Annotated in this window: 19 protein-coding genes and 1 pseudogene; 9 read left to right on the top strand and 11 right to left on the bottom strand. The window is 63.8% G+C overall.

The window, feature by feature from the left end:
- Window positions 1-35: 35 nt before the first annotated feature.
- From MKR05_RS16060 to MKR05_RS16050, 3 genes and pseudogenes are all read left to right on the top strand, one after another.
- Window positions 36-779 carry an SDR family NAD(P)-dependent oxidoreductase gene (locus MKR05_RS16060; RefSeq protein WP_023288792.1) on the top strand — a complete coding sequence of 248 codons (744 nt, stop codon included), beginning with the start codon at window positions 36-38 and terminating at the stop codon, window positions 777-779.
- 232 nt (window positions 780-1,011) lie between these two features.
- Window positions 1,012-1,095: pseudogene (locus tag MKR05_RS27050) on the top strand (type II toxin-antitoxin system RelE/ParE family toxin); the annotation flags it as partial.
- Window positions 1,070-1,474 carry a helix-turn-helix transcriptional regulator gene (locus MKR05_RS16050; protein ID WP_044521555.1) on the top strand — a complete coding sequence of 135 codons (405 nt, stop codon included), beginning with the start codon at window positions 1,070-1,072 and terminating at the stop codon, window positions 1,472-1,474. The pseudogene MKR05_RS27050 and the gene MKR05_RS16050, both read left to right, overlap by 26 nt.
- On the opposite strand, the gene MKR05_RS16045 is transcribed toward MKR05_RS16050, so the two are convergent.
- The 7 genes from MKR05_RS16045 to entC form a co-directional block, all read right to left on the bottom strand.
- Window positions 1,471-1,668 carry a YbdD/YjiX family protein gene (locus tag MKR05_RS16045; protein WP_048334973.1) on the bottom strand — a complete coding sequence of 66 codons (198 nt, stop codon included), beginning with the start codon at window positions 1,666-1,668 and terminating at the stop codon, window positions 1,471-1,473. The two genes, MKR05_RS16050 and MKR05_RS16045, sit on opposite strands and share 4 nt — an antisense overlap.
- Window positions 1,669-1,728: 60 nt before the next feature.
- Window positions 1,729-3,834, bottom strand: a complete 2,106-nt coding sequence (cstA, locus tag MKR05_RS16040; protein WP_023288789.1) for a pyruvate/proton symporter CstA — start codon at window positions 3,832-3,834, stop codon at window positions 1,729-1,731.
- A gap of 411 nt (window positions 3,835-4,245) precedes the next feature.
- Complete coding sequence (gene entH, locus MKR05_RS16035; protein WP_023319943.1) at window positions 4,246-4,659, bottom strand: proofreading thioesterase EntH; 414 nt, start codon at window positions 4,657-4,659, stop codon at window positions 4,246-4,248.
- On the bottom strand, window positions 4,660-5,406 hold the full coding sequence (entA, locus tag MKR05_RS16030) for a 2,3-dihydro-2,3-dihydroxybenzoate dehydrogenase EntA (protein ID WP_102004518.1): 747 nt from the start codon (window positions 5,404-5,406) through the stop codon (window positions 4,660-4,662). It abuts the gene before it with no gap.
- Window positions 5,407-5,414: 8 nt separating this feature from the next.
- The gene (entB, locus tag MKR05_RS16025; RefSeq protein WP_226327201.1) at window positions 5,415-6,266 is read right to left on the bottom strand and encodes an enterobactin biosynthesis bifunctional isochorismatase/aryl carrier protein EntB; all 852 of its coding nucleotides are present in this window, start codon (window positions 6,264-6,266) and stop codon (window positions 5,415-5,417) included.
- 13 nt (window positions 6,267-6,279) lie between these two features.
- Window positions 6,280-7,887 (bottom strand): (2,3-dihydroxybenzoyl)adenylate synthase EntE, encoded by a 1,608-nt coding sequence (entE, locus tag MKR05_RS16020; RefSeq protein WP_064155093.1) that lies wholly within the window; start codon window positions 7,885-7,887, stop codon window positions 6,280-6,282.
- A 9-nt stretch (window positions 7,888-7,896) separates the two neighbouring features.
- On the bottom strand, window positions 7,897-9,072 hold the full coding sequence (gene entC, locus MKR05_RS16015) for an isochorismate synthase EntC (protein WP_023288784.1): 1,176 nt from the start codon (window positions 9,070-9,072) through the stop codon (window positions 7,897-7,899).
- Window positions 9,073-9,260: 188 nt separating this feature from the next.
- Between entC and fepB the strand changes: the two genes are divergently transcribed.
- The gene (gene fepB / locus MKR05_RS16010) at window positions 9,261-10,220 is read left to right on the top strand and encodes a Fe2+-enterobactin ABC transporter substrate-binding protein (RefSeq protein ID WP_032455076.1); all 960 of its coding nucleotides are present in this window, start codon (window positions 9,261-9,263) and stop codon (window positions 10,218-10,220) included.
- A 165-nt stretch (window positions 10,221-10,385) separates the two neighbouring features.
- On the opposite strand, the gene entS is transcribed toward fepB, so the two are convergent.
- Complete coding sequence (gene entS / locus MKR05_RS16005) at window positions 10,386-11,627, bottom strand: enterobactin transporter EntS (protein WP_248569267.1); 1,242 nt, start codon at window positions 11,625-11,627, stop codon at window positions 10,386-10,388.
- 112 nt (window positions 11,628-11,739) lie between these two features.
- On the opposite strand from entS, the gene fepD reads away from it, so the two are divergent.
- The 3 genes from fepD to fepC are packed head-to-tail and all read left to right on the top strand — an operon-like array spanning window position 11,740 to window position 14,527.
- Window positions 11,740-12,747 carry a Fe(3+)-siderophore ABC transporter permease gene (gene fepD / locus MKR05_RS16000; RefSeq protein ID WP_023288781.1) on the top strand — a complete coding sequence of 336 codons (1,008 nt, stop codon included), beginning with the start codon at window positions 11,740-11,742 and terminating at the stop codon, window positions 12,745-12,747.
- Complete coding sequence (gene fepG, locus MKR05_RS15995; RefSeq protein ID WP_004147521.1) at window positions 12,744-13,736, top strand: iron-enterobactin ABC transporter permease; 993 nt, start codon at window positions 12,744-12,746, stop codon at window positions 13,734-13,736. The genes fepD and fepG overlap by 4 nt, the downstream gene beginning before the upstream one ends.
- Complete coding sequence (gene fepC, locus MKR05_RS15990; protein ID WP_012542491.1) at window positions 13,733-14,527, top strand: iron-enterobactin ABC transporter ATP-binding protein; 795 nt, start codon at window positions 13,733-13,735, stop codon at window positions 14,525-14,527. Before fepG ends, fepC begins: the two co-directional genes overlap by 4 nt.
- A 64-nt stretch (window positions 14,528-14,591) precedes the next feature.
- Here the strand turns inward: fepC and entF are convergent, their stop codons facing one another.
- Genes entF through fes form a run of 3 tightly spaced genes read right to left on the bottom strand, consistent with a single transcriptional unit; the run spans window position 14,592 to window position 19,923 of the window.
- Window positions 14,592-18,473, bottom strand: a complete 3,882-nt coding sequence (entF, locus tag MKR05_RS15985; RefSeq protein WP_248569266.1) for an enterobactin non-ribosomal peptide synthetase EntF — start codon at window positions 18,471-18,473, stop codon at window positions 14,592-14,594.
- A 10-nt stretch (window positions 18,474-18,483) separates the two neighbouring features.
- A complete protein-coding gene (locus tag MKR05_RS15980) occupies window positions 18,484-18,687 on the bottom strand; it encodes an MbtH family NRPS accessory protein (RefSeq protein WP_032455062.1) in 204 nt (67 codons plus the stop codon).
- 27 nt (window positions 18,688-18,714) lie between these two features.
- Entirely contained in the window at window positions 18,715-19,923 is a 1,209-nt protein-coding gene (gene fes, locus MKR05_RS15975; RefSeq protein WP_048297001.1) for an enterochelin esterase, read from the bottom strand.
- 259 nt (window positions 19,924-20,182) lie between these two features.
- Here fes and fepA point away from each other — a divergent pair, with 259 nt between their 5' ends.
- Together fepA and entD are read left to right on the top strand one after the other, a co-directional pair.
- Complete coding sequence (gene fepA, locus MKR05_RS15970) at window positions 20,183-22,411, top strand: siderophore enterobactin receptor FepA (RefSeq protein ID WP_048296999.1); 2,229 nt, start codon at window positions 20,183-20,185, stop codon at window positions 22,409-22,411.
- 66 nt (window positions 22,412-22,477) lie between these two features.
- Window positions 22,478-23,137 (top strand): enterobactin synthase subunit EntD, encoded by a 660-nt coding sequence (entD, locus tag MKR05_RS15965; RefSeq protein ID WP_048296998.1) that lies wholly within the window; start codon window positions 22,478-22,480, stop codon window positions 23,135-23,137.
- Window positions 23,138-23,167 lie beyond the last annotated feature (30 nt).

Below are 23,167 nucleotides of genomic sequence, written 5' to 3'. Positions count from 1 at the left end.
ATGATGATTCTCACCACTCTCGCAACGAGGTCATCATGCAGATCGATTTAACAGGTAAGAAGGCGCTGGTTACCGGCGCCAGCCGTGGGTTGGGTCGTGCTATCGCCCTGTCGCTGGCGCGCGCCGGCGCCGATGTGGTTATTACGTATGAAAAATCGGCCGATAAAGCCCAGGCGGTCGCCGATGAAATAAAAGCGCTGGGCCGGCACGGTGAAGCGGTGCAGGCCGACAGCGCCAGCGCGCAGGCGATTCAGGATGCCGTCACCCATGCGGCGCGTTCCCTCGGCGGGCTGGACATTCTGGTCAACAACGCCGGGATCGCGCGCGGCGGCCCGCTGGAGTCCATGACGCTGGCGGACATCGACGCGCTTATCAACGTCAATATTCGTGGGGTGGTTATCGCCATCCAGGAGGCGCTGGTGCATATGTCAGACGGCGGGCGCATCATCAACATCGGCAGCTGTCTGGCTAACCGCGTGGCGCAGCCGGGCATCGCGGTTTACTCGATGACCAAGTCCGCCCTCAACTCCCTTACCCGCGGCCTGGCGCGCGATTTAGGCCCCCGCGGGATCACCGTTAACCTCGTCCATCCCGGCCCGACCAACAGCGATATGAACCCGGAAGACGGCGAGCAGGCCGATGCCCAGCGTCAACTTATTGCGTTAGGTCACTACGGCCAGCCGGAAGACATCGCCGCGGCGGTCACCTTCCTCGCCAGCCCGGCCGCCGGGCAGATCTCCGGCACCGGTTTGGATGTGGATGGCGGTTTGAACGCCTGATCGCACATTTTCTGCAAGCCTCTGTCGCCCGGCAGAGGCCTTTTCGAGCCGCCTCGACGGGTTGCGTTTTGCCGCTTACCTGCGTTTTTTCTCCGCTCTACCCTACCCCATAAGAAATTCGGGATTTATCTAATAGTCTTATTATTTCCTTATATTTTGTGTGGTCGCACAGTGGAGGTACGGATGAAGATTGTCTGGTCAAAAACGGCAGATAAGCCATTTTCTAAAATCGATAGTGGCGGTTAAACGCCGAACCACCACCACCTACCTGCATGAGGAGCATGCCGAATATGACTATTCAGTACATCAAGGATGAAGAAGGAAAAGACCAGTATGTCGTCATTCCTTACAGTGATTACTTTCGTATGCGCCTGGCTCTGCTGGAGTACGACGACGAGGATGAAAGGGACTGGGAAGATATCCCTTATGAATCAGACATCTATGATAACGTCATGCTGCCAGGCGAAGTATGCGACGTGATGCATAAAGAAAACGTCAGCCTGCAGGCTGCGTGGCGCATCCTGCGCGGGATGTCCCAGCAGGAGGTCGCCGAAAAGCTCGGCATCAGCCAGTCCGCCGTGTCACAGCTGGAAGCGCTGGACTCCCGTCCGCAGAAGCGCACCCGCGAGAAGCTGGCGGCGCTCTACGGCTGTAAGCAGGAGCAGATCAGCCTCTATCTGCCGAAAGAGGGTTAACAGCACTTCGCCCCGCCCTTGCCGCCGTAGCGGGCGTCCTGGCGTTCGCGGAAAAATGCTTCCCAGGTCATTGGCGTCTGATCCGGATGGTTGACGCGCATGTGCTCGACGTAGTTGTCGTAATCCGGCACGCCGATCATCATTTTGGCGGCCTGGCCCAGGTACTTACCTGCTTTGGAAAGGGTGTCGAACATAATTCTGATCTCACAGAAAAAGTACGCCGGGTAAGGCGAAGCCGCCACCCGGCACACAGGTTAATGCGCCCCTTTCGCCTGGGTCACTATCGCGTCCAGGTTTTCAGGCATTGGCTCATACGGTGTCTCTTTCGCCGTCGGTTTATTCTCTTTCAGCGCCGCCAGCGCGGTTTTAATCGAGAACAGCGCCAGCACCACCACCACGATCATAAAGAAGATGGTCAGCCCGGCATCGAGACGGTTGTTAAACACCAGCTGCGCCAGCTGCGACTCGGTGTACTGCGCCGGGATTTTGCCGCTGTCGATCATCGCCTGGAACTTGTTGGCAATCGCCAGGAAGCCCACTTTATTGTCCGGGCTGAAGGCCTTCTGCCAGCCGGCGGTGAGGGTACAGATCAGCAGCCAGGCCGTCGGCACCAGCGCCACCCACGCATAGCGCTGACGTTTCATCTTGAACAGCACCACTGCGCAGAGCATCAGCGCCATCCCCGCCAGCATCTGGTTGGCGATACCGAACAGCGGCCACAGGGTGTTAATGCCGCCCAGCGGATCGACCACTCCCTGATGGAGGAAGTAGCCCCACGCCAGCACGCACAGCGCCGTCGCCAGCAGGTTAGCCGGTAAAGAGTCAGTACGCTTCAGGTTCGGGGAGATCACCCCCAGCAGATCCTGCAGCATAAAGCGCGCCGCACGGGTGCCGGCATCCACCGCCGTCAGGATAAACAGCGCTTCAAACAGAATGGCGAAGTGGTACCAGAACGAGACGTCCATCAACCCGCCCAGCGCGCCGTGGAGAATGTAGGCCATGCCCACCGCCAGCGTAGGCGCCCCGCCGGCGCGGGAGATGATGGACTGCTCGCCCACCTCATTCGCGATATGCGTCAACGTTTCCGGGGTAATCGCAAAGCCCCAACCGCTCACCACCTGCGCCGCCGACGCCACCACATCGGTGGTTCCCGCCGGCGCCAGCACCGCCATCGGGCTGTTCATCGCGAAGTAGACGCCCGGGTCAATGATACAGGCGGCCACCAGCGCCATAATCGCCACGAAGGATTCCATCAGCATGCCGCCGTAGCCGATAAAGCAGGCCTGATTTTCATTCGCCAGCATCTTCGGCGTGGTACCGGAGGCAATCAGGGCGTGGAAGCCCGACACCGCGCCGCAAGCGATGGTGATAAACAGGAACGGGAACAGGTTGCCAGTCCATACCGGGCCAGTGCCGTCGATAAATTTGGTCAGCGCCGGCATGGTCAGGGTCGGACGCATAATCAGAATGCCGATCGCCAGACCGACGATAGTGCCGATTTTCAGGAAGGTGGAGAGGTAGTCGCGCGGGGCGAGCAGCAGCCAGACCGGCAGCACCGCGGCGACAAAGCCGTAGCCCACCAGCATCCAGGTGAGCTGGACGCCGGTAAAGTCAAAGAACGGCGCCCAGGTCGGGCTTTCCGCTACCCAGCCGCCGGAGATAATGGCGAACACCAGCAATACCAGCCCAATCACCGACACTTCGCCAATGCGCCCCGGGCGCAGATAGCGAATATAGATCCCCATAAACAGCGCCAGCGGAATGGTAAAGGCCACGGTATAGGTTCCCCACGGGCTGTGGGTCAGCGCTTTCACCACGATCATCGCCAGCACCGCGAGGATGATCACCATGATCATAAAGGTCGCCACCAGGGCAATCACCCCGGCGGTCGCCCCCATCTCCTCTTTCACCAGCTCGCCCAGCGAACGGCCGTCGCGACGGGTGGAAACGAACAGCACCATAAAGTCCTGCACCGCCCCGGCCAGCACTACGCCGGCGAGGATCCAGATCATCCCCGGCAGATAGCCCATCTGCGCGGCGAGCACCGGGCCCACCAGAGGCCCCGCGCCGGCGATGGCGGCAAAATGGTGACCGAACAGCACTTTTTTGTCAGTCGGGACATAGTCGAGGCCATCGTTATGCCGCACCGCGGGCGTCATGCGCGTCGGGTCGACGCCGAGCACGGTTTTGGCGATATACAGGCCGTAAAAACGATACGCGATCAGATAAACGCAGACTGCCGCGACGACAATCCACAGCGCGTTGATCTGCTCACCCCGGTTTAAAGCAATGTAGCCGAGGGCAAAGGCTCCGATCACGGAGAGCAGTGCCCAGATAAGGTATTTCCCTGAATTATTCATTGTTGTGGTCCACCGGTAGGGTAATCAGGATGTTACAGTTTGTTTCTAGAACACAACGCAGAATTTAACAACATCGAAACAGCGCAGATGCCGTCCACCCACAGAGATTTGTCTCACATTGCTAGCGAGATCACTTAAGGCAGGAAAATGAATGAAAGGATTATCGTGAACGGTGCCGTTTGTTTGTCGGGTGGCGGCTAACGCCTTACCCGACCTACAGATCCGTAGTCCGGCTAAGCGCAGCGCAAACCGGGGAAACAGCGGCTTCCTGACCCAGAAACCGTAGCCCTGCTAAGTACAGCCGAGCAGGGATATTCCCGGATGGCGGCGCGCTGCGCCTTATCCGGGCTACCCATTGCGCCGATACGTAGCCCGGCTCAGCGCAGCGCAAGCCGGGGAAAGCGTGGCTACTTAGCCCAGCACCGCGGTGCCCAGACGACAGGTACAGCAGCGCCGCCCCTTCTCGTCATACACCACAATCTCCCAGCTCTGGCTCTGCCGGCCAAGATGCAGCGGGCGGCACTCGCCGCGCACTTTCCCGCTGGAGACCGCCCGGTGATGGGTGGCGTTCAGCTCGGTGCCCACCACGCACTGCCCCTCTTCGGTCATCAGCCAGCCGGCCATCGACCCCAGCGTCTCCGCCAGCGCCGCTGAGGCCCCGCCGTGCAGCAGGCCAAACGGCTGATGGGTGCGGGCATCCACCGGCATTTCCGCCTCCAGCAGCCCCGCCTCCAGCCGGGTGTAGACGATCCCCAGATGCGCCACCAGGGTGTTTTCGCTGCTGGCGTTCAGCGCCGCCAGCGTGAGCGCTCGTTTCCAGGCCATTTACGCCCCCAGCGTCGAGCCGCCGTCCACCACGATATCCTGCAGGGTGATATGGCTGGCATGAGCAGAGGCGAGGAACAGAATGGTATTGGCAATCTCCTGCGGGCGGGCAATCTTACCCAGCGGGATGCCGAGCTTAAACTGCTCGCCGAAACCGCGGATCCGTTGCTGCTCCGCATCGTCGCTGACCCACAGCGTGCGCTGCATATCGGTATCGGTAGAGCCCGGCGAGACCAGATTACAGCGCACCCCGCTGCCCGCCAGCTCAAGGCCGACGGTCAGCGCCAGGCTTTTCAGCGCCGCCTTCGAGGCGCCATAGGCGCTCATGCCGATGCGCGGCGTGTGCGCGGCATCGGAGGCGACGGTGACGATGGCCCCGCCCCGCTGGCGACGGAACTGGGCCATCGTCTGCTGAAACAGGTTGAACGCCCCGCCGACGTTGACCGCGAAGGTCTGCTGCCAGTCTTCCGCGCTTAGCTGGTCGGTGGCGCCCATGCGCAGGATCCCGGCGGCGTTCACCAGCACGTCTAACCGCTCGGTGTTCGCCAACAGGCGGCTGCACACCTCGCGCACCCGGTCGGCATCGGCGACGTCCAGCGTTTCGGTCGCAAACGGGTAGCGTTCGCCGTCAAAGGTGAGGTCGAAACCGGTGACGTTGGCGCCGGCCTCCACAAAAGCCAGCGCGGTGGCATAACCGATCCCTTTACCTGCGCCGGTCACCCACACGGTCTGACCGCGAAAATCCAGCGCCGCCATTATAGCACCTCGCGGGAAAGCAGCGCCCACCAGGCGTCGATGGTCGGGTTTTTCGCCAGCATCACGAAGTCGATATCACCGTGCACTTTGCGCCAGCGGGCGGCCAGGGCCATCATCCGCACCGAATCCAGACCGTAGTCGATCAGGTTTTCATCATCCAGCGGTTCATCGGATTCGTCGAGCAGCGGCAGGATCAGCGCGCGCAGCGCCGCTTTGGAGGCCGGCAGCGGCAACAGCGCTTCGGTCATCACCACGCGGCCGGAGCGGCCGGCGACGTATTTCAGCGCCATCAGGTGCTCTTCGCGGCTGAAGTCCGCCAGCGCGTCGGCGACAAAGAACGGTTTGATATCGCGCATAAAGGCGTCGGTGGCGGTGGTCATGCAGCCGATATGGGCATACACGCCGGTGATGATCAGCTGGTCGCGGCCGCTCTCCTTCAGCATCGCCTCCAGCGGCGAGCGATGAAACGCGCTGTAGCGCCATTTCACCAGCACGGTGTCGTCTTCATCCGGCGCCAGGGCGGCAATCACCTGCTGCTGCTCCGGCGAACGGGTCAGCCCCGGCCCCCACATATCATTCAGCAGCGCGCGATCTTCATCGCTCTGCTCTTTCGGCTGGGCGGTGTAGTACACCGGAATGCCGTTCTGTTTGCAGAAGTCGCGCAGGGCGGCGATATTGGCCACCACTTTCTCCATCATCGCGCTGTTTTCGCCCCAGAAATTGAGGAAATACTCCTGCATATCGTGGATCAGCAGCGCGGCGCGGGAAGGCTCAAAGGCCCAGCTGACTTTGTTCGCCGGGATATCGCTGGCTTCCGGCAGCGCGTAAGCCTGTAATTTAGGGATTGCCATTTTCTGTTCTCCTTCAGCCCAGCTTGCCTTCGGCCAGCCACTGACGTAATTGTTTCTTATCGACTTTGCCCACCGGCGTCAGCGGCAGCGCGGCAACGCACTCCACGCGGTCCGGCAGTTTAAATTCAGCCACCCCCTGCTCGCGCAGGAAGCGGCGCACCGCGACGGCGCGCAGCGGTGAGGTCGCCACCAGGTAAGCGCAGCTCTTCTCGCCCAGCAGGTTGTCCTCAATGCTGACCAGCGCGGCGTGGATCACCGCCTCATGGCGCAGCAGCAGGTTTTCGATCTCTTCGGCGGCGATCTTCTCGCCGCCGCGGTTGATCTGGTCTTTTTCCCGGCCCTGGACGGTGATATACCCGTCTTCATCGATCGATATCAGATCGCCGGAACAGTAAAACCCGTCGGCGTCAAAGGCTTCCGCGTTATGCTGCGGGCTGTTGTAGTAGCCGCGGAAGGTGTACGGCCCGCGGGTCATCAGGCGGCCCACTTCGCCGCGCGGCAGCGGGTTGCCGTCGGCATCCGCCACCCACACTTCATCGTCCGGGCACATCGGGCAGCCCTGGGTATGAATAATCCGCTCAGGGCTGTCGTTAAGGCGGGTGTAATTCACCAGCCCCTCCGCCATGCCGAACACCTGCTGCAGCTGGCAGCCAATTTCCGCCGGGATGCGCGCGGCAAGGGTCGCCGACAGGCGCGCGCCGCCGACCTGCAATAGCTGCAGCGATTGCAGTTGCGCGTTGCTACCCCATTCGTGAATGGCCTGCAGCCACAGGCTGACCGCCGGCGGCACCAGCGAGGCGACGTTGATCTGATGTTTTTCAATCAGCGGGAAACAGAGGGTGGCGCTGGGGTCGGCGGCGAGGATCACCCGCCCGCCGGCGAGGAAAACGCCCAGCGACCCCGGGGAGCTCATCGCATAGTTATGCGCCGCCGGCAGCGCGTTGAGGTAGCGCGTCTCAGCGTTAATCCCGCAGATCTCGTTGCTGCGGCGGATACTGTAGTCGTAATCGTTATGGGTACGCGGGATCAGCTTCGGCGTCCCGGTGCTGCCGCCGGAGAGCTGGAAAAAGGCCACTTCGTCGGCAGGGGTTGGGTTAGCGATAAAGTTATCCGCCGGGCGGTTAATCTCCGTCGCCAGATCGCGCTCGCCGCCGTCGTTACGCAGCAGCGCCACGCGCAGGGAAGGATGTTCAGCGATAAACGCGTGAAGAAAGCTATCGTCGGCAAACAGCGCGTGCTCGCGGTCGGCGATCAGCAGCGCCGGTTTAATCTGCGCGGCGTAGGCGTTAAGCTCGCTGCGCTGGTGGCTGAACAACGCGTTCACCGGCGCGACGCCGATGCGCAGCAGCGCGAAGAAGGTGATGTAAAACTCGGCGACGTTGCCCAGCTGCACCAGCGCGGTTTCCCCGCGCTTCAGTCCCTGACGCTGCAGAGAGCAGGCAAGGTTGTCCACCCGCTGGTTAAACTGGCGGTAGCTAATGTGTCGATCGCCATCGATAATCGCTACGGCGTCGTTTTCCGCGTGACGGGTGATCAGATTGGTTAATGGCAGATCCTGCCAGTAGCCTTTTTGGCGATAGCGGGCCGCGAACTCATCCGGCCAACGGGTAAATGCAATCATCCTTGCCTCTTAATTCAAGCCAAATACGTTAAGCATGGTGGTCAGTTTGACGCCGGTTTCGCGCCATTCGCCTAGCGGCGAGGAGGCCGGAACGATGCCCGCGCCGGCAAACAGGCGCAGCGTACGCTGCTGCAGACGCGCGCAGCGGATGGTCACCACCCATTCGCCGTTGCCTTCATCGTCACACCAGCCGACGATGCCGCCGAACAGCTGGCGGTCGAAGGGTTCCAGGTCGGCAATCAGGCGCTTCGCCGCCTGGTGCGGGAAGCCGCTCAGCGCCGGAGTCGGGTGCAGCAGGCAGGCCAGCGACATGGCGTTTTCTTCCGCCAGCGCCGTGCCCTCAATCGGCGTCGCCAGATGCCAGAGCGTTGGGGTGGTGATCAGCTGCGGCGATGCCGGCAGCGACAGCTGGCTGCTGCGCGGGCCCAGCACGCTCTTCATCGCCTGGGTCACCAGTTCGTGCTCGTGGCGATCTTTGCCAGACGCCAGCAGCCTGTTGCCCGCTTCGCGGTCCAGCACATCGTCCGGCTGGCGGCGGGCGGAGCCGGCCAGCGGCAGCGAGCTGAAGTGTGGTCCTTCTTTACGCAGCAGCAGCTCCGGGCTGGCGCCCAGCAGCACGCCGCCGTCGGAGAGCGGCACATGGAAGTTGAAGCTGGCGGGGTTCTGGGCGATCAGTCGCTCCATCAGGGCGCCGCTATCGACAGGATCGCGGGTGGTGATATCGATAAGTCGTGATAGCACCACTTTGTCCACTTCCGGCGTGGCGGTCAGCGCGGCGGCGCGTTCCACCATGGCTAAAAACGCATCCTGTTCCGGGATCTCCCGGCGCTCCACCACCTCCATCGTCTCCAGCGGCGCGGCATAGCGGGCGGAACGCTGTTTTTCCGGGCGCGAGAACGCTTCCCAGCGCTCCGGGATATAGAGCTCGGAAGGCTGACAGGTGTCGAACGGGATGGCCCCAACCATCACCGGCTTGCGGATCCCCGCCGCCCGGGCCTCGGCAAAGGCGGCGGCCATCTGCTGCTGGAACTCGCCATTCAGCGCATCGCCGCCGTCGGCGGGCGATGAGAAGCGGCGGAAGCAGCCTGAGGTGCTAAAACTGCGGTACGGCGACATAAAGAAGAAGCTGTCCGGCGATAAGGTCCGGGTAGATTTCTGTACATCCTCAGCCAGTGACGTTTCCATATCATCCTCCAAAAACGATAAATATATTACGAATAATTATCATTTGTATTTTGGTTGGCTAACCTAAAAGGTATTGCCCGTCATGTCAACCGCGTTACGTCATCGCGCCGCCACTTTGGCTTGCATCCTGTCGGCGCAAAGTTGAAAATGAGACGCATTTATTACCCTTCGAATCAGGATGCGATGACGTGAACTTCTCTTCTTTTTACCGCCGCGGCGCGCTGGCCGGGATGCTGTTGTTTTTAGGAATTACCTCAGCCCAGGCGGCGGACTGGCCGCGCCAGGTCACCGACAGCTACGGGACGCACACCCTGCCGAGCCAGCCGCTGCGCATTGTCTCCACCAGCGTGACCCTCACCGGCTCGCTGCTGGCGATCGACGCCCCGGTGGTCGCCAGCGGCGCCACCACCCCGAACAACCGCGTGGCCGATAGCCAGGGCTTTCTGCGCCAGTGGAGTGAGGTCGCCAAAGCCCGCAAGCTGACGCGGCTGTACATCGGCGAACCGAGCGCGGAAGCGGTGGCCGCCCAGATGCCGGATCTAATCCTGGTGAGCGCCACCGGCGGCGACTCCGCCCTGCCGCTGTACGATCAGCTCAAAACGATCGCCCCGACGCTGGTCATCAACTATGACGATAAAAGCTGGCAAACGCTGCTTACCCAGTTGGGGCAGATCACCGGCCATGAGCAGCAGGCCAGCGCGCGCATCGCCGACTTCAATAAACAGCTCGTTTCGTTAAAAGAAAAAATGAAGCTGCCGCCGCAGCCGGTCACCGCCCTCGTCTATACCGCCGCCGCGCACAGCGCCAATATCTGGACGCCGGAATCGGCCCAGGGGCAGATGCTCGAACAGCTGGGCTTTAGCCTGGCGACGCTGCCGGGCGGCCTGCCCGCCAGCCATAGTCAGGGCAAACGCCACGATATCGTGCAGCTGGGCGGGGAGAACCTGGCGGCCGGTCTGAACGGCCAGAGCCTGTTCCTGTTCGCCGGCGACCAGAAAGATGTCGATGCCATTTACGCCAACCCGCTGCTGGCGCATCTCCCGGCGGTCGAAGGCAAACGCGTTTACCCGCTGGGCACCGAGACCTTCCGTCTTGACTACTACAGCGCCCTGCTGGTGCTCCAGCGTCTCTCCAGCCTGTTCGGCTAACGCGGGCCGTGCCATCAGGACGGGTACGCGGCCTGAACGCTTTGCCGGGCGGCGCGGCCTGAACACCTTGCCGGGCGGCGCGGCGCTTGCCCGGCCTACAACGCCCGAGGCCCCAGTACCGTAGGCCCGGTAAGGCGTAGCCGCCACCGGGCAATCGCACCGTACTCAGCTTTCGTTGACTATTTCCGGGCGCTGGAAACGGCGCAGCTCGCGTAGCAGCCCCACCAGCAGCACGCCGATGAGGGCCAGCGCCCAGCCGCTGGCGCTGGCGGAAGCGACCGGCGTCATCACCGCCCCTAACCCGCCGAGCAGCGCCGCGCCGATGGCGTCGCCGGTAACGTTCTGCGCGGTCCACAGACCGTTAATTCGCCCGAGCATATGTTCCGGCGTCTGGATCTGGATCAGGGTGTACTGCAGCAGCGAGCTAATAGCGCTCAGCCAGCCAAACAGCGCCAGGCACAGCGCGCCCAACGCCCAGTGCGGCATCAGGCTGAACAGCGCAATGGCGACAAAGGAGCACACCGTCGTCGCCAGCATCAGCGCGCCCGGCCGCACGGTCTGGGCCAGCTGGCCGCTGGTCAACGCCCCCAGCGCCGCGCCGAGCGGAATCGCGGCGTACAGCAGGCCAATCTGCCCGGCCGACATCTGCCAGCTCCCGGCCAGCGCCGGATAGAGCACCCGCACCGCGCTGGCCATGGTCAGCAGGCCGCCGAGCAGCGCAATCCCGCCGATAAGCGGACTCTGGCAGAGGAAGGTCAGCCCCGCCAGCAGGGAACGCAGCGGATGCTCGCGCGGCTGCGGAGGCGGCGGCAGCTGTGGCAGACGCAGCAGGGTTAAGGTGGTGATAAAGGTCCCCGCCGCCGCCAGGCCGAAATTCCAGGCCACGCCGCCGGAGGCCAGCAGCAGGCCGCCGATCATCGGCGAAATCACCGAGCCCAGGCGCACCGTGAGCATAGTGATGGCCCCGGCCTGCATCAGATTTTCCCGCCCCACCAGCGCCGGCGTCGCCGCCAGCAGCGCGGTCACCCCCAACGAAGCGAAGAACCCATCCCAGATCCCCAGCAGGTAGATCGCCGCCAGCGACGGCTCCGGCAGCAGGGCGTTCAGACACAGGCCGACAAAGCCCACGCCGCAGGTGCCGCGCGCCAGCAGGATCAGGCGTTTGCGCTCATAGCGGTCAGCCAGTACCCCCCCCACCACCAGACCAATAAACATCGACGCGCCGGTCAGCGTCACCGACAACCCGACCTGCCAGGTCGAATGGGTCATCATCTGGATCTGCACCGGAATGGCCACGCCCAGCAGGCCAAGCGACAGAATAGAGATAAAGCGAGCGATAAAAACGGCGCGAAACGCCGGGTGAGTTTTCAGCAGGCTGAGGTTGAGCAGCCAGGATTGTCGGTTCATTACAGCGCCTTGTCGTTATTTTTAATACCCTTTTTACTGTGGGTCATGCTACCATAGCTGAATAAAATCGATAACGATAATTACTATCATTATCATATCAGGGATGTCAGTTATGTCGTTTTCTACGACCGCGGTACGCTCTGTCGCCGTGCCCGGATTGTTGCTGTTACTCGCCTTAGCCGCCGCGCTTAGCCTGACCATCGGCGCCAAATCGTTGCCGATCGGCACGGTATTCACCGCCTTTAGCGGAACCTGTCAAAGCGCCGACTGCACCATCGTGCTGGACGCGCGCCTGCCGCGCACCCTGGCCGGTCTGCTGGCCGGCGTCGCCCTCGGCCTCGCCGGCGCGCTGATGCAAACGCTCACCCGTAACCCGCTGGCCGACCCCGGCCTGCTGGGGGTCAACTCCGGCGCCAGCTTCGCCATCGTCCTCGGCGCGGCGCTGTTCGGGATCACCTCCCCGCAGGAACAGCTGCTGCTGGCGTTTTGCGGCGCGCTCTGCGCCTCGCTGCTGGTGGCCTTCACCGGCAGCCAGGGTGGCGGCCAGCTGAGCCCGGTGCGCCTCACCCTCGCCGGGGTCGCCCTCGCGGCGGTACTGGAGGGGCTGTCCAACGGCATCGCCCTGCTCAACCCGGACGTCTACGATCAGCTGCGCTTCTGGCAGGCCGGTTCGCTGGATATCCGCACCCTGCAAACCCTGAAAATTGTCCTGCTGCCGGTGGCGATGGCGGGGATCGCCGCCCTGCTGCTGAGCCGGGCGCTTAACAGCCTGAGCCTCGGTAACGATACCGCCACCGCCCTCGGCAGCCGCGTCGCCCGCACCCAGCTGATCGGCCTGATTGTGATTACCGTCCTGTGCGGCAGCGCCACCGCCGTGGTCGGCCCGATCGCTTTTATCGGCCTGATGATGCCGCATATGGCGCGCTGGCTGGTGGGGGCCGATCATCGCTGGTCGCTACCGGTCACCCTGCTGGCCACCCCGGCCCTGCTGCTGTTTGCCGACGTGATTGGCCGCCTGCTGGTGCCCGGCGAACTGCGGGTATCGGTGGTGAGCGCCTTTCTCGGCGCGCCGGTGCTGATCTGGCTGGTGCGACGCCAGCCGCGCGGAGGTGGCCTGTGATTGCCCCGTCCCGCCGCCTGATAGCCAGCTGTCTGCTGCTGATGGCCGCCAGCCTGTTGATTTCCCTGCTCGGGCTGGCGCAAGGCCCGGTGCCGCTAACGATTGACCAGGTCTTCTCCGCCCTGTTCGGCGACGCGCCGCGCAACGTCGCGATGGTGGTGAACGAATGGCGGCTGCCGCGGGTGTTAATGGCGCTGCTCATCGGCGCCGCGCTCGGCGTCAGCGGCGCCATTTTCCAGTCGCTGACCCGTAACCCGCTCGGCAGCCCGGACGTGATGGGCTTTAACACCGGCGCCTGGAGCGGCGTGCTGGTGGCGATGGTTCTCTTCGGCCAGAACCTGACGGCGATTGCCCTGGCGGCGATGGCCGGCGGGGTACTCACCTCGCTGGTGGTCTGGCTGCTGGCCTGGCGCAACGGCATCGAGACCTTTCGCCTGATTATTATCGGCATCGGCGTACGCGCCATGCTGGTGGCCTTCAACACCTGGCTGCTGCTGCGCGCCTCGCTGGAGACCGCCCTTTCTGCGGGCCTGTGGAACGCCGGATCGCTTAACGGCCTGACCTGGGGTAAAACCTGGCCGTCGGCGCCGCTGATCCTGCTGATGCTGGTGGGCAGCGCCCTGCTGGTTCGTCGGATGCGGCTGCTGGAGATGGGCGACGATACCGCCTGCGCGCTGGGCGTGCAGGTCGAGCGTTCGCGCCTGCTGCTGATGCTGGTGGCGGTGGTGCTCACCGCCGCCTCGACGGCGCTGGCCGGGCCCATCTCATTTATCGCGCTGGTGGCGCCGCACATCGCCCGCCGCCTGAGCGGCACGGCCCGCTGGGGATTGACCCAGTCGGCCCTGTGCGGCGCGCTGCTGCTGGCGCTGGCCGATTACGGCGCCCAGCGGCTGTTTATGCCCTGGCAGCTGCCGGTGGGCGTACTAACCGTCAGCCTCGGCGGTATTTACCTTATTGCATTGTTGATTCAGGAGTCCCGCAAAAAATGAGTGCTGTCCCCTCCCGTTTGCGCGGCGAGCAGTTAACCCTGGCCTACGGGAACAAGACCATCGCCGAGTCGCTGAACGTGACCATCCCTGACGGCCACTTCACCGCCATTATCGGCCCCAACGGCTGCGGCAAGTCGACGCTGCTGCGCACCCTCAGCCGTCTGATGACGCCGGCCAGCGGCCATGTCTGGCTCGACGGCGCGCAGATCCAGCAGTACGCCAGTAAAGAGGTTGCCCGCCGCATCGGGCTGCTGGCGCAGAATGCCACCACCCCTGGCGATATCACGGTGCAGGAGCTGGTGGCCCGCGGGCGCTATCCGCACCAGCCGCTGTTTACCCGCTGGCGCAAAGAAGATGAAGAGGCGGTGAACAAGGCGATGCGGGCGACCGGGATCAGCGATCTGGCGCTGCAGAGCGTCGACACGCTTTCCGGCGGCCAGCGGCAGCGGGCGTGGATTGCGATGGTGCTGGCCCAGGAGACGGCGATTATGCTGCTGGATGAGCCGACCACCTGGCTGGACATCAGCCATCAGATCGACCTGCTGGAGCTGTTGAGCGAGCTGAATCGCGAGAAGGGCTATACCCTGGCGGCGGTGCTGCACGATCTGAACCAGGCCTGCCGCTACGCCACCCACCTGATCGCCCTGCGCGACGGTAAGATCGTCGCCGAGGGGGCGCCGAAGGAGATCGTCACGGCGGATCTGATTGAACGGATTTACGGTCTGCGCTGCACGATCATTGAGGATCCGGTGGCGCATACGCCGCTGGTGGTGCCGCTGGGCCGCCGGTAATTTCCCCTTTCCCCGGCTTGCGCGACGCTGAGCCGGGCTACCTGCTGTAGCCCGAACTCAACCGTTATCCCAGAATCTCCCTGACCACCGGGCCGATGGCTTCAAAGGCCTGCGGGGAGATAATGTCGACGTGGGCGCAGTTCTGGCTGAACACCTCCAGCTCGCCCACCCACGGGCCCCATACGACCTGCGGATCCATCCCCGCCTGCCGCGTCTTCTCCGCCACGAACAGCGTCGCCTTGCCGTCAAACTTCGCGCTGTGCGCGGTGGTTAACAGCCGCACCGCGTCGGCATAGTTGCCTTCGATGGCGCTGAACAGCTCGCCGGAGGCTTGCCCCTGCTGGGCGGCGAGGAACGCTTCGCGCTCGCGGGCAATTTCCGCCAGCACCGCCGGATCCAGCCCGTTCGCCTCTTTCTCCGCCCAGTTTTGCGTCTCCGGCGGCCAGGTATCCAGCAGGCCGAGGAAGGCCACCGCTTCGCCGCGCTGGCGCAAGCGGGCGGCAATGCCCTGGGCTAAGGTGCCGCCGAGCGAATAACCGAACAGATAATAAGGACCGTGCGGCTGCTGCGCCAACAGCGTTTGCAGATGATGCTCGCACACCTCGTCGAGGCTGGCGGCGCCGGCCATCGGCCCCTGCGGGCGCGGCGACTGAATACCGGTAATCGACCAGCGCGGGCTGAGATAGCGCGCGAGCACGCTGAACTGCCAGGCGAAGCCGGAGGCCGGATGGAAACAGAACAGCGTTGGGCCGTCGCTCTCGCGCAGCGGCAGAAGCGCATCCAGCCCCAGGCGCTGAGCCTGCTCATCGCTGAGATCGGCGGCCAGCAGCGCGCTCAGTTTGCCCACCGTCGAGGCCACCATCACCTGCCCCGGGGTTACCTGCCGCGCCAGCTGGCGGCTGAGCTGCGCCGCCAGGCGCATCGCCAGCAGCGAATGGCCGCCGAGGGCGAAGAAATCAGCGTCGATATCATTCACCTCGCAGCCCAGCAACTGACTGAAGGCGGCGGCGACAACGGTTTCCATCCCGGGCTCCGGCGGCCGGCCGCTGCGCTCGCCGCCGAGGGTCGGCAGCGGCAGCGCTTTGCGGTCCAGTTTGCCATTGGCGCTGAGCGGCAAGTCGGGGAGCTGCATCAGCACCACCGGGACCATATGCGGCGGCAGCTGTTCCGCCAGCCGCGCTTTCAGCGCCGCGGTATCCAGCGGCAGGCCGGAGTCAGAGACCAGATAGCCCACCAGCTGCCGGGCATCGCCGCCGGTCGCCGCCGCCTGGTTGAAGACGCAGGCATGACTCACCCCCTGCGCCACGTCCGGCAGGGCCGACATCACCCGGTCAATCTCGCCAAGCTCGATGCGCTGCCCGCGGATCTTCAGCTGATCGTCGCTGCGGCCAAGATACTCCACCGCGCCGTTCGCCAGCCAGCGCGCCACGTCGCCGGTGCGATACATCCGCTCGCCGGGGGCAAACGGGTCGGCGATAAAGCGGCTGGCGGTGAGGTCCGGACGCCCCAGATAGCCCTGCGCCAGCTGAATGCCGGTGAGATAGAGATCCCCGGCCACCCCCGGCGGCACCGGGCGCATCGCGGCGTCGAGAATGCGCAGCCCGGTGTTCCATACCGGCCAGCCAATCGGCACGCTGCTGCCGGTCACCGCCGCCAGCTCAGGCCCGCAGGCCGGATACCAGCTGACGTCCACCGCCGCTTCCGTCGGGCCGTACAGGTTATGCAGCGGCGCGCCGGTCAAGCGCTCCCATTCGCGGCACAATTCCGTCGGCAGCGCTTCGCCGCTGCAGAATACCCGCCGCAGCGTGCGGCAGGCGGCCACGTTGTCGGCATCCAGCGAGGCGACAAACGCCGCCAGCATCGACGGCACAAAGTGGGTGGTGGTCACGCCGTAGTGGGCGAAGAACTGCTGCATCGCCTGCGGGTCGCGGTGCGCCTCCGGCTCGGCCATCACCAGCTGCGCGCCGGCGATAAACGGCCACCAGAACTCCCACACCGACACGTCGAAACTGCACGGCGTTTTCTGCGCCACCACGTCGTCGGCAGATAACGGATAACGATCCTGCATCCACAGCAGGCGGTTGACGATGGCGGTCTGGCCGACCATCACCCCTTTTGGCCGCCCGGTGGAGCCAGAGGTAAAGATGATATAGGCGGTATGCTCCGGTTTTGACAGCGCCAGCGGCGCGTCATCCGCAACGGCCAGCGGCTGCTGGTAGCAGAGGCTCTCCAGCCCGGGGATATCGCTGAAGCGGGCCAGCTGATCCTCCGTGGCGATCAGCAGCGACGGCCGGGCGTCTTCCAGCATCATCCGCAGGCGGTCGTCCGGGTAGCCAGTGTCCAGCGGCAGCCAGGCGGCTCCCGCTTCGACAATGCCGTGCAGCGCCAGGGTCAGGAACACCGAGCGCGGCAGGGCCACCGCCACGCTGTCGCCCGGCTTCACGCCGCGCTGACGCAGCAGCTGCGCGAGCGCCACCACCTGCTGACGCATCTCACGATAGCTGAACTGCCAGTTAGCATCCGCCAGCGCCGGAGCATCCGGGGTCTTCCGCGCCTGGTCGGCCACCAGCGCGCTGAGGGTGGTGGCAGGCAGCGGCATAGCGGTATCGTTGACCGCCGCCAGCCGGGCCTGCTCGTCGGCGGAGAGCATCTCCGCTTCGCCGCAGCGTAGCGTCGGATCGGCGGCAAACTGCGCCAGCAGCGCGGTCAGTCGCGCCATGTGGCGACGCAGCTCGGCTTCATCGTACCGGGCCTTGTTAGCGAGGATCTCCAGCGACAGCCCGCCGGTCTCATCCGGGAACAGCGCCAGCTCGAGATCGTTGACCGGGCCGGTGGCGAGGGTGTGGGTCACCGCCTCGACGCCGTCGATATCCACCTGGTAATCAAAGACTTTGACGTTCAGCACCGGGCCGAACAGCGGTTCGTCCCCGGCCGCTTTGCCGCTGTCGCGGACGATCTGCTCGGCGTCATAGCGCTGATGGCGGCGCATCTTTTTCAGCTGCGCGGCGAGGCGCATCGCCAGATCCGCCAGCGTCTCCTGGGCGTCAATATGCACCGCCAGAGGCAGGACGTTGAGCACCGGCCCCGTCGAGGTCAGCGCCGCTGAGCCCATCCGGCGCATAAAGATAAAGCCCGCCGCGTAGTCCATCCGGTTGCACAAGCGGCCCAGCCACAGCGTGGTGAGCGCCAGCGCCAGGTCAGCGGGCTGACACTGCGGCGCATGGCCGGCCAGGCGGCGGAAGGCGTCGGCGTTCATCGCCAGCTTCATCCGCCAGATATCGCTCCCGGCGGCGCGCCCGCCCAGCGGGGCGGCAGAGAGCGAGGCGGGCGCCGGTAACGCCTGGCGCTGGGCCTGCCAGAAGGCTTTATCCCGCTGCCAGGCCTCGCTGCCGGCGTAGCGCTGGTACTCGTCCACCACTTCGGCAAAGGGGGTGAAAGGCGATTCCGGGGTGGCTTCTCCACGCTGCCAGGCGCGGTAAATGGCGGCGATCTGTCGGGTAATCGCCGGGAAACTGAAGCCATCCACCAGCAAGTGGTGATAGCGCTGATACCAGTACCAGTGGTCGTCGCCGACGCGCAGCAGCTGATGGCACACCAGCGGGTTGCCGCCATCGACGCGCAGATCCTGCGCCAGATCCGCCTGCATTCGCTCCGTGGCGGCGCGGTGCGGATCCGGCGCCGTACGCAGGTCAACGATCGGCGGTTCGCCAAAGGTGCGTTCCGCCGCCAGCCACTGCCAGACTTCCCCTTCCTCTTCCTCAAAGCGCAGGCTGAGGGTATCCGCCTGCTGCAGCCCGGCGACAATCGCCTTACCCAGCAGCGCCGGGTCGAGCGCGCCGCGCAGTTCAACATAGTGGGCCACGCTCCAGGCGCCAGGCAGAGTGGAGAGGCGCTCGGCCATCCAGATCCCCGGCTGCGCGGCAACCAGCGGTAAACGAGTGGTCATGGTCAGCTCCTTATGCCGCATGATGGGCGGGGGTCAGTGTCGGCCAGTTGGCCGCCAGCCAGGCGTTGCACGCCTCGACCGACTGCGGAGGGCACACCACCGTCCAGCCGGCAGGCAGCGCGCAATGCCCCGGCCACAGGCTGAACTGCCGCTGGTCATTGCGCAGAATGTAAAACTGCCCTTGCGGATTGTCGAAGGGGTTACTGAATTGCATATCAAACTCCTGTCGTAAAGCGCTGTGCTAAGGGGGCGACAGCAGAGGCTGCCAGAGCTGAATCAGCCCCGCCGTCAGCCCGCCGCGCCAGCAAAGCGCATCATGCCCGCCGTCAACCTGACGCCAGAAAATCGTCTGCTGCGTTGTGGTGAGTTGCGCCAGCAGCGCCTGGTTGGCGCGAAAAATAATCGGTTCACGCTGGCCCGCTTCCAGCCAGATGCGCAGCCCGGCCGCGGACGCCTCGCCCTGGCGGAGACGTTCGCCGATAAAGCCCGTCCCGCTGCCATCGCGATGCGGCCACCAGTAGGAGCCTGACTGGCTGAGCACGCAGCCAAAGCGCTGCGGCCAGTTGAGGGCGGCGAACATTGCCGCCAGGCCGCCGAAGCTTTGCCCGGCCACCACCGTCCGCTCCGGGCGGTCGCTGAACGGGACGTGACCGCGGACCAGCGGCAGGAGCTCCTCCTGCACCGCCAGCCAGAAATCGCGATGACAGGGCAGCTCAACCCCGCGGCGCTGGTTGTCGATCGCGTCGATCAGCAGGTAGACCGCCGGCGGCAGCCTCCCCTCGCGGGTCAGCGCGGCCAGCGGCGACCACACCGGCATGCTTTCGGCCCAGAACTGGCCGTCAAGCAGGATCGCCAGCGGCCGCGTTTGCGGGTCGACGGCCTCGCCGGGGGTGTAGATCCAGACCCGGCGATGGTTGCCCAGACGCGCGCTGCGCCACTCAAGGCAACGGGCGGGAGGATGCGCCTCATTAAGCAGATCCCAGCCGGGTTGCGCCGGCGCCTGCGGCATCTCCAGGGCGGAGACGCCATGGCCGCGTCCGCCCCGCCAGCTGTGCGGGTTCAGCGGATCGGCTATTGCCCGCGGCAGCAGTTTGCGCCAGCCTTCGCGCAGCAGCGCGCGGTCCGGCTTATCGGCGCTGAACACCTCAGGGGAAAAATCATCGTCACGGTCGGAGGGAATAAAGCAGTAGCTGCCGCGCCAGGTCGGCGACAGCGTGGTTCGCCAGCACCAGGCGTCGGTCCCGGGCAGACGTTGCAGCGATTGCGGTCGCGCATTTTGATGGTGGTCGGTCACGCCGGTGATATAGAGCCATACCCGACGGCGTGGAGAACGCGTTTCATCCCCCGCCGGATCCCGCCACCAGAACGTCACCTCGATGGCGTCATCCACCGCCCGGGACTGCGGTCCCTGCAGGGTTCGCCACCACTCCTCGCTTCCTGTCGTTAACATTCAGTCATTAACCCTATGTATCGCGTGACTTTTTTAATTAATTGTCATTCTTTATTGATAATATTATTGATAACTATTTGCATTTGCAATAGCGTATTAGCGCGCCGTGGGAAGCGCGTCTTTCACAACACATGTCGAAGAGAGCTTATTCAGCTAGCGACGGAGTGCCTTTGCCCTCTTCCGGCAACATTTATGCCGCCTCCCCTCCCGGTGGGAAGGGGCGTTTGGGGAACGTGGCGACAAAAAAGCAGGAATAACAATGAATAACAGGATCAAATCCCTGGCCTTGCTGGTCAATCTGGGAATTTACGGGGTTGCTTTTCCGTTAAGCGCAGCGGAAACCGCCACCGACGATAAAAACAGCGCCGCGGAAGAGACCATGGTGGTCACCGCCGCCGAGCAGAACCTGCAGGCGCCGGGCGTCTCCACCATCACCGCCGATGAGATCCGCAAACGTCCGCCGGCGCGCGACGTCTCGGAGATCATTCGCACCATGCCGGGGGTCAACCTGACCGGCAACTCCACCAGCGGCCAGCGCGGGAATAACCGCCAGATTGATATCCGCGGCATGGGCCCGGAAAACACCCTGATCCTGATCGACGGCAAGCCGGTCACCAGCCGCAACTCCGTGCGTCTCGGCTGGCGCGGCGAGCGCGACACCCGCGGCGACACCAGTTGGGTGCCGCCGGAGATGATCGAACGCATCGAAGTGATTCGCGGCCCGGCCGCCGCCCGCTACGGCAACGGCGCCGCCGGCGGGGTGGTGAATATCATCACTAAAAAAACCGGCGATGAGTGGCACGGCTCCTGGAACACCTATATGAACGCCCCGGAGCACAAAGACGAAGGCTCCACCAAGCGCACCAACTTCAGCCTCAGCGGCCCGCTGGGCGGTGATTTCAGCTTCCGCCTGTTCGGTAACCTCGACAAAACCCAGGCCGACGCCTGGGACATCAACCAGGGCCATCAGTCCGAACGTACCGGGATCTATGCCGACACCCTGCCGGCCGGGCGCGAAGGGGTAAAAAATAAAAACATCGATGGTCTGGTGCGCTGGGAATTCGCGCCGATGCAGTCGCTGGAGTTTGAGGCCGGCTACAGCCGCCAGGGCAACCTCTACGCAGGCGACACCCAGAACACCAACTCCAACGACCTGGTAAAAGAGAACTACGGCAAAGAGACCAACCGTCTGTACCGCAACACCTACTCGGTCACCTGGAACGGCGCCTGGGACAACGGGGTGACCACCAGCAACTGGGCGCAGTACGAACGTACCCGCAACTCACGCAAAGGCGAAGGCCTGGCCGGGGGGACCGAGGGGATCTTCAACAGCAACCAGTTCACGGATATCGATCTGGCGGATGTGATGCTGCACAGCGAAGTCAGCATCCCGTTCGACTATCTGGTTAATCAGAACCTGACGCTGGGCAGCGAGTGGAACCAGCAGCGCATGAAGGATAAGGCCTCCAACACCCAGGCGCTGTCGGGGGGAGAAATTCCGGGCTACGACAGCACCGGCCGCAGCCCCTACTCGAAGGCGGAGATCTTCTCCCTGTTCGCTGAGAACAACATGGAGCTGACCGACACCACCATGCTGACCCCGGCGCTGCGTTTCGATCATCACAGCATCGTCGGCAACAACTGGAGCCCGTCCCTCAATCTGTCTCAGGGCCTGTGGGACGACTTCACGCTGAAGATGGGTATCGCCCGTGCCTATAAAGCGCCGAGCCTGTATCAGACCAACCCGAACTACATTCTCTACAGCAAAGGCCAGGGCTGCTACGCCAGTAAAGACGGCTGCTATCTGCAGGGGAATGAAGATTTAAAAGCCGAGACCAGCATCAACAAAGAGATTGGCCTCGAGTTTAAACGCGACGGCTGGCTGGCGGGCGTGACCTGGTTCCGCAACGATTACCGCAACAAGATTGAAGCTGGCTATGCTCCGGTCTATCAAAACGGTAAAGGTACCGATCTCTACCAGTGGGAAAACGTGCCGAAAGCGGTGGTGGAAGGCCTGGAAGGTACGCTGAACGTCCCGGTGAGCGAGACCGTGAACTGGACCAACAACATCACCTACATGCTGCAGAGTAAGAATAAAGAGACCGGCGATCGGCTGTCGATTATCCCGGAATACACGCTGAACTCCACGCTGAGCTGGCAGGTACGCGATGACGTTTCGCTGCAGTCGACCTTTACCTGGTACGGCAAACAGGAGCCGAAGAAGTACAACTACAAGGGTCAACCGGTCACCGGCAGCGAGAAGAACGAGGTCAGCCCCTACAGCATCCTCGGCCTGAGCGCGACCTGGGACGTGACCAAATACGTTAGTCTGACCGGCGGCGTGGATAACGTCTTTGACAAGCGCCACTGGCGCGCGGGCAACGCCCAGACCACCGGGGGCGCCACCGGCACGATGTACGGCGCCGGCGCCGAGACCTACAACGAATCGGGCCGCACCTGGTATATGAGCGTCAACACCCACTTCTGATAGCGGGTTCTCCCTCCCCCGCCCTTGCAGGATAAAGGGCGGGGACAACCGCGGTATACTTGCCTTATGCGCATTCTTCACTCCACCCTGCCGCTGGCCGGCTATCGCTTGCAGCACATCGACTTCGACCCGGCGACTTTCCAGGCTGCCGATCTGTTGTGGTTGCCCTATCACGCCAGCCTGAGCGGCTGGAGCCGCAAGCGGCAGGCGGAGCACCTGGCCGGGCGCATCGCCGCGGTGTACGCCCTGCGCGAGGTGGGAGAAAAACAGCCTCCCGCGATTGGCGAGCGGCGCCAGCCGCTGTGGCCCGCGCCCTGGTTCGGTAGTATCAGCCACTGCGGCCAGCGCGCGCTGGCGGTGGTCGCCGACCGGCCGGTGGGCGTCGACATCGAGCGCCGGTTTACTCCACAGCTGGCGGCGGAGCTGGAGAGCAGCATTATCAACGAGGCGGAAAAAAAGGTGCTATTGCACAGCGGCCTGCCCTTCCCGCTGGCGCTGACGCTGGCCTTTTCGGCGAAAGAGAGTGGGTTTAAGGCCTGGTCCTCTCACGCTTTAGCCCTGCCCGGCTTCCACAGCGCCCGGATTGTGGCACTCACTGCGCAGCAGATCCATTTACGTTTTACCGCCAGCTTCTCCGTACAGCTTGCTCATTTCACCTTGCAAATCAACCATCTGATAAAAGACGATTTCGTTATTACCTGTACCTGCCCGCCTCGCGAAGCGTGATCCTTTTCGCTTTTTAAGAAATTACCTGTG

Source organism: Klebsiella sp. K5-204 (assembly GCF_030128585.1).
In the GTDB taxonomy this organism is placed as follows: domain Bacteria; phylum Pseudomonadota; class Gammaproteobacteria; order Enterobacterales; family Enterobacteriaceae; genus Klebsiella; species Klebsiella quasipneumoniae.
Note: the sequence above shows the minus strand (reverse complement) of the source record. Positions and strands in the feature narration are given on the sequence as shown.

What these genes read in the sequence shown, in the direction of transcription:
- entH (WP_023319943.1), bottom strand. Translation starts at nt 4,659, where the DNA reads ATGGCCTGGAAACGAGCGCTCACGCTGGCGGCGCTGAACGCCAGCAGC.
- entD (WP_048296998.1), top strand. Translation starts at nt 22,478, where the DNA reads ATGCGCATTCTTCACTCCACCCTGCCGCTGGCCGGCTATCGCTTGCAG.
- fepA (WP_048296999.1), top strand. Translation starts at nt 20,183, where the DNA reads ATGAATAACAGGATCAAATCCCTGGCCTTGCTGGTCAATCTGGGAATT.
- cstA (WP_023288789.1), bottom strand. Translation starts at nt 3,834, where the DNA reads ATGAATAATTCAGGGAAATACCTTATCTGGGCACTGCTCTCCGTGATC.
- entC (WP_023288784.1), bottom strand. Translation starts at nt 9,072, where the DNA reads ATGGAAACGTCACTGGCTGAGGATGTACAGAAATCTACCCGGACCTTA.
- MKR05_RS16060 (WP_023288792.1), top strand. Translation starts at nt 36, where the DNA reads ATGCAGATCGATTTAACAGGTAAGAAGGCGCTGGTTACCGGCGCCAGC.
- entE (WP_064155093.1), bottom strand. Translation starts at nt 7,887, where the DNA reads ATGATTGCATTTACCCGTTGGCCGGATGAGTTCGCGGCCCGCTATCGC.
- fes (WP_048297001.1), bottom strand. Translation starts at nt 19,923, where the DNA reads ATGTTAACGACAGGAAGCGAGGAGTGGTGGCGAACCCTGCAGGGACCG.
- entF (WP_248569266.1), bottom strand. Translation starts at nt 18,473, where the DNA reads ATGACCACTCGTTTACCGCTGGTTGCCGCGCAGCCGGGGATCTGGATG.
- MKR05_RS15980 (WP_032455062.1), bottom strand. Translation starts at nt 18,687, where the DNA reads ATGCAATTCAGTAACCCCTTCGACAATCCGCAAGGGCAGTTTTACATT.
- entS (WP_248569267.1), bottom strand. Translation starts at nt 11,627, where the DNA reads ATGAACCGACAATCCTGGCTGCTCAACCTCAGCCTGCTGAAAACTCAC.
- fepC (WP_012542491.1), top strand. Translation starts at nt 13,733, where the DNA reads ATGAGTGCTGTCCCCTCCCGTTTGCGCGGCGAGCAGTTAACCCTGGCC.
- MKR05_RS16045 (WP_048334973.1), bottom strand. Translation starts at nt 1,668, where the DNA reads ATGTTCGACACCCTTTCCAAAGCAGGTAAGTACCTGGGCCAGGCCGCC.
- entB (WP_226327201.1), bottom strand. Translation starts at nt 6,266, where the DNA reads ATGGCAATCCCTAAATTACAGGCTTACGCGCTGCCGGAAGCCAGCGAT.
- MKR05_RS16050 (WP_044521555.1), top strand. Translation starts at nt 1,070, where the DNA reads ATGACTATTCAGTACATCAAGGATGAAGAAGGAAAAGACCAGTATGTC.
- fepD (WP_023288781.1), top strand. Translation starts at nt 11,740, where the DNA reads ATGTCGTTTTCTACGACCGCGGTACGCTCTGTCGCCGTGCCCGGATTG.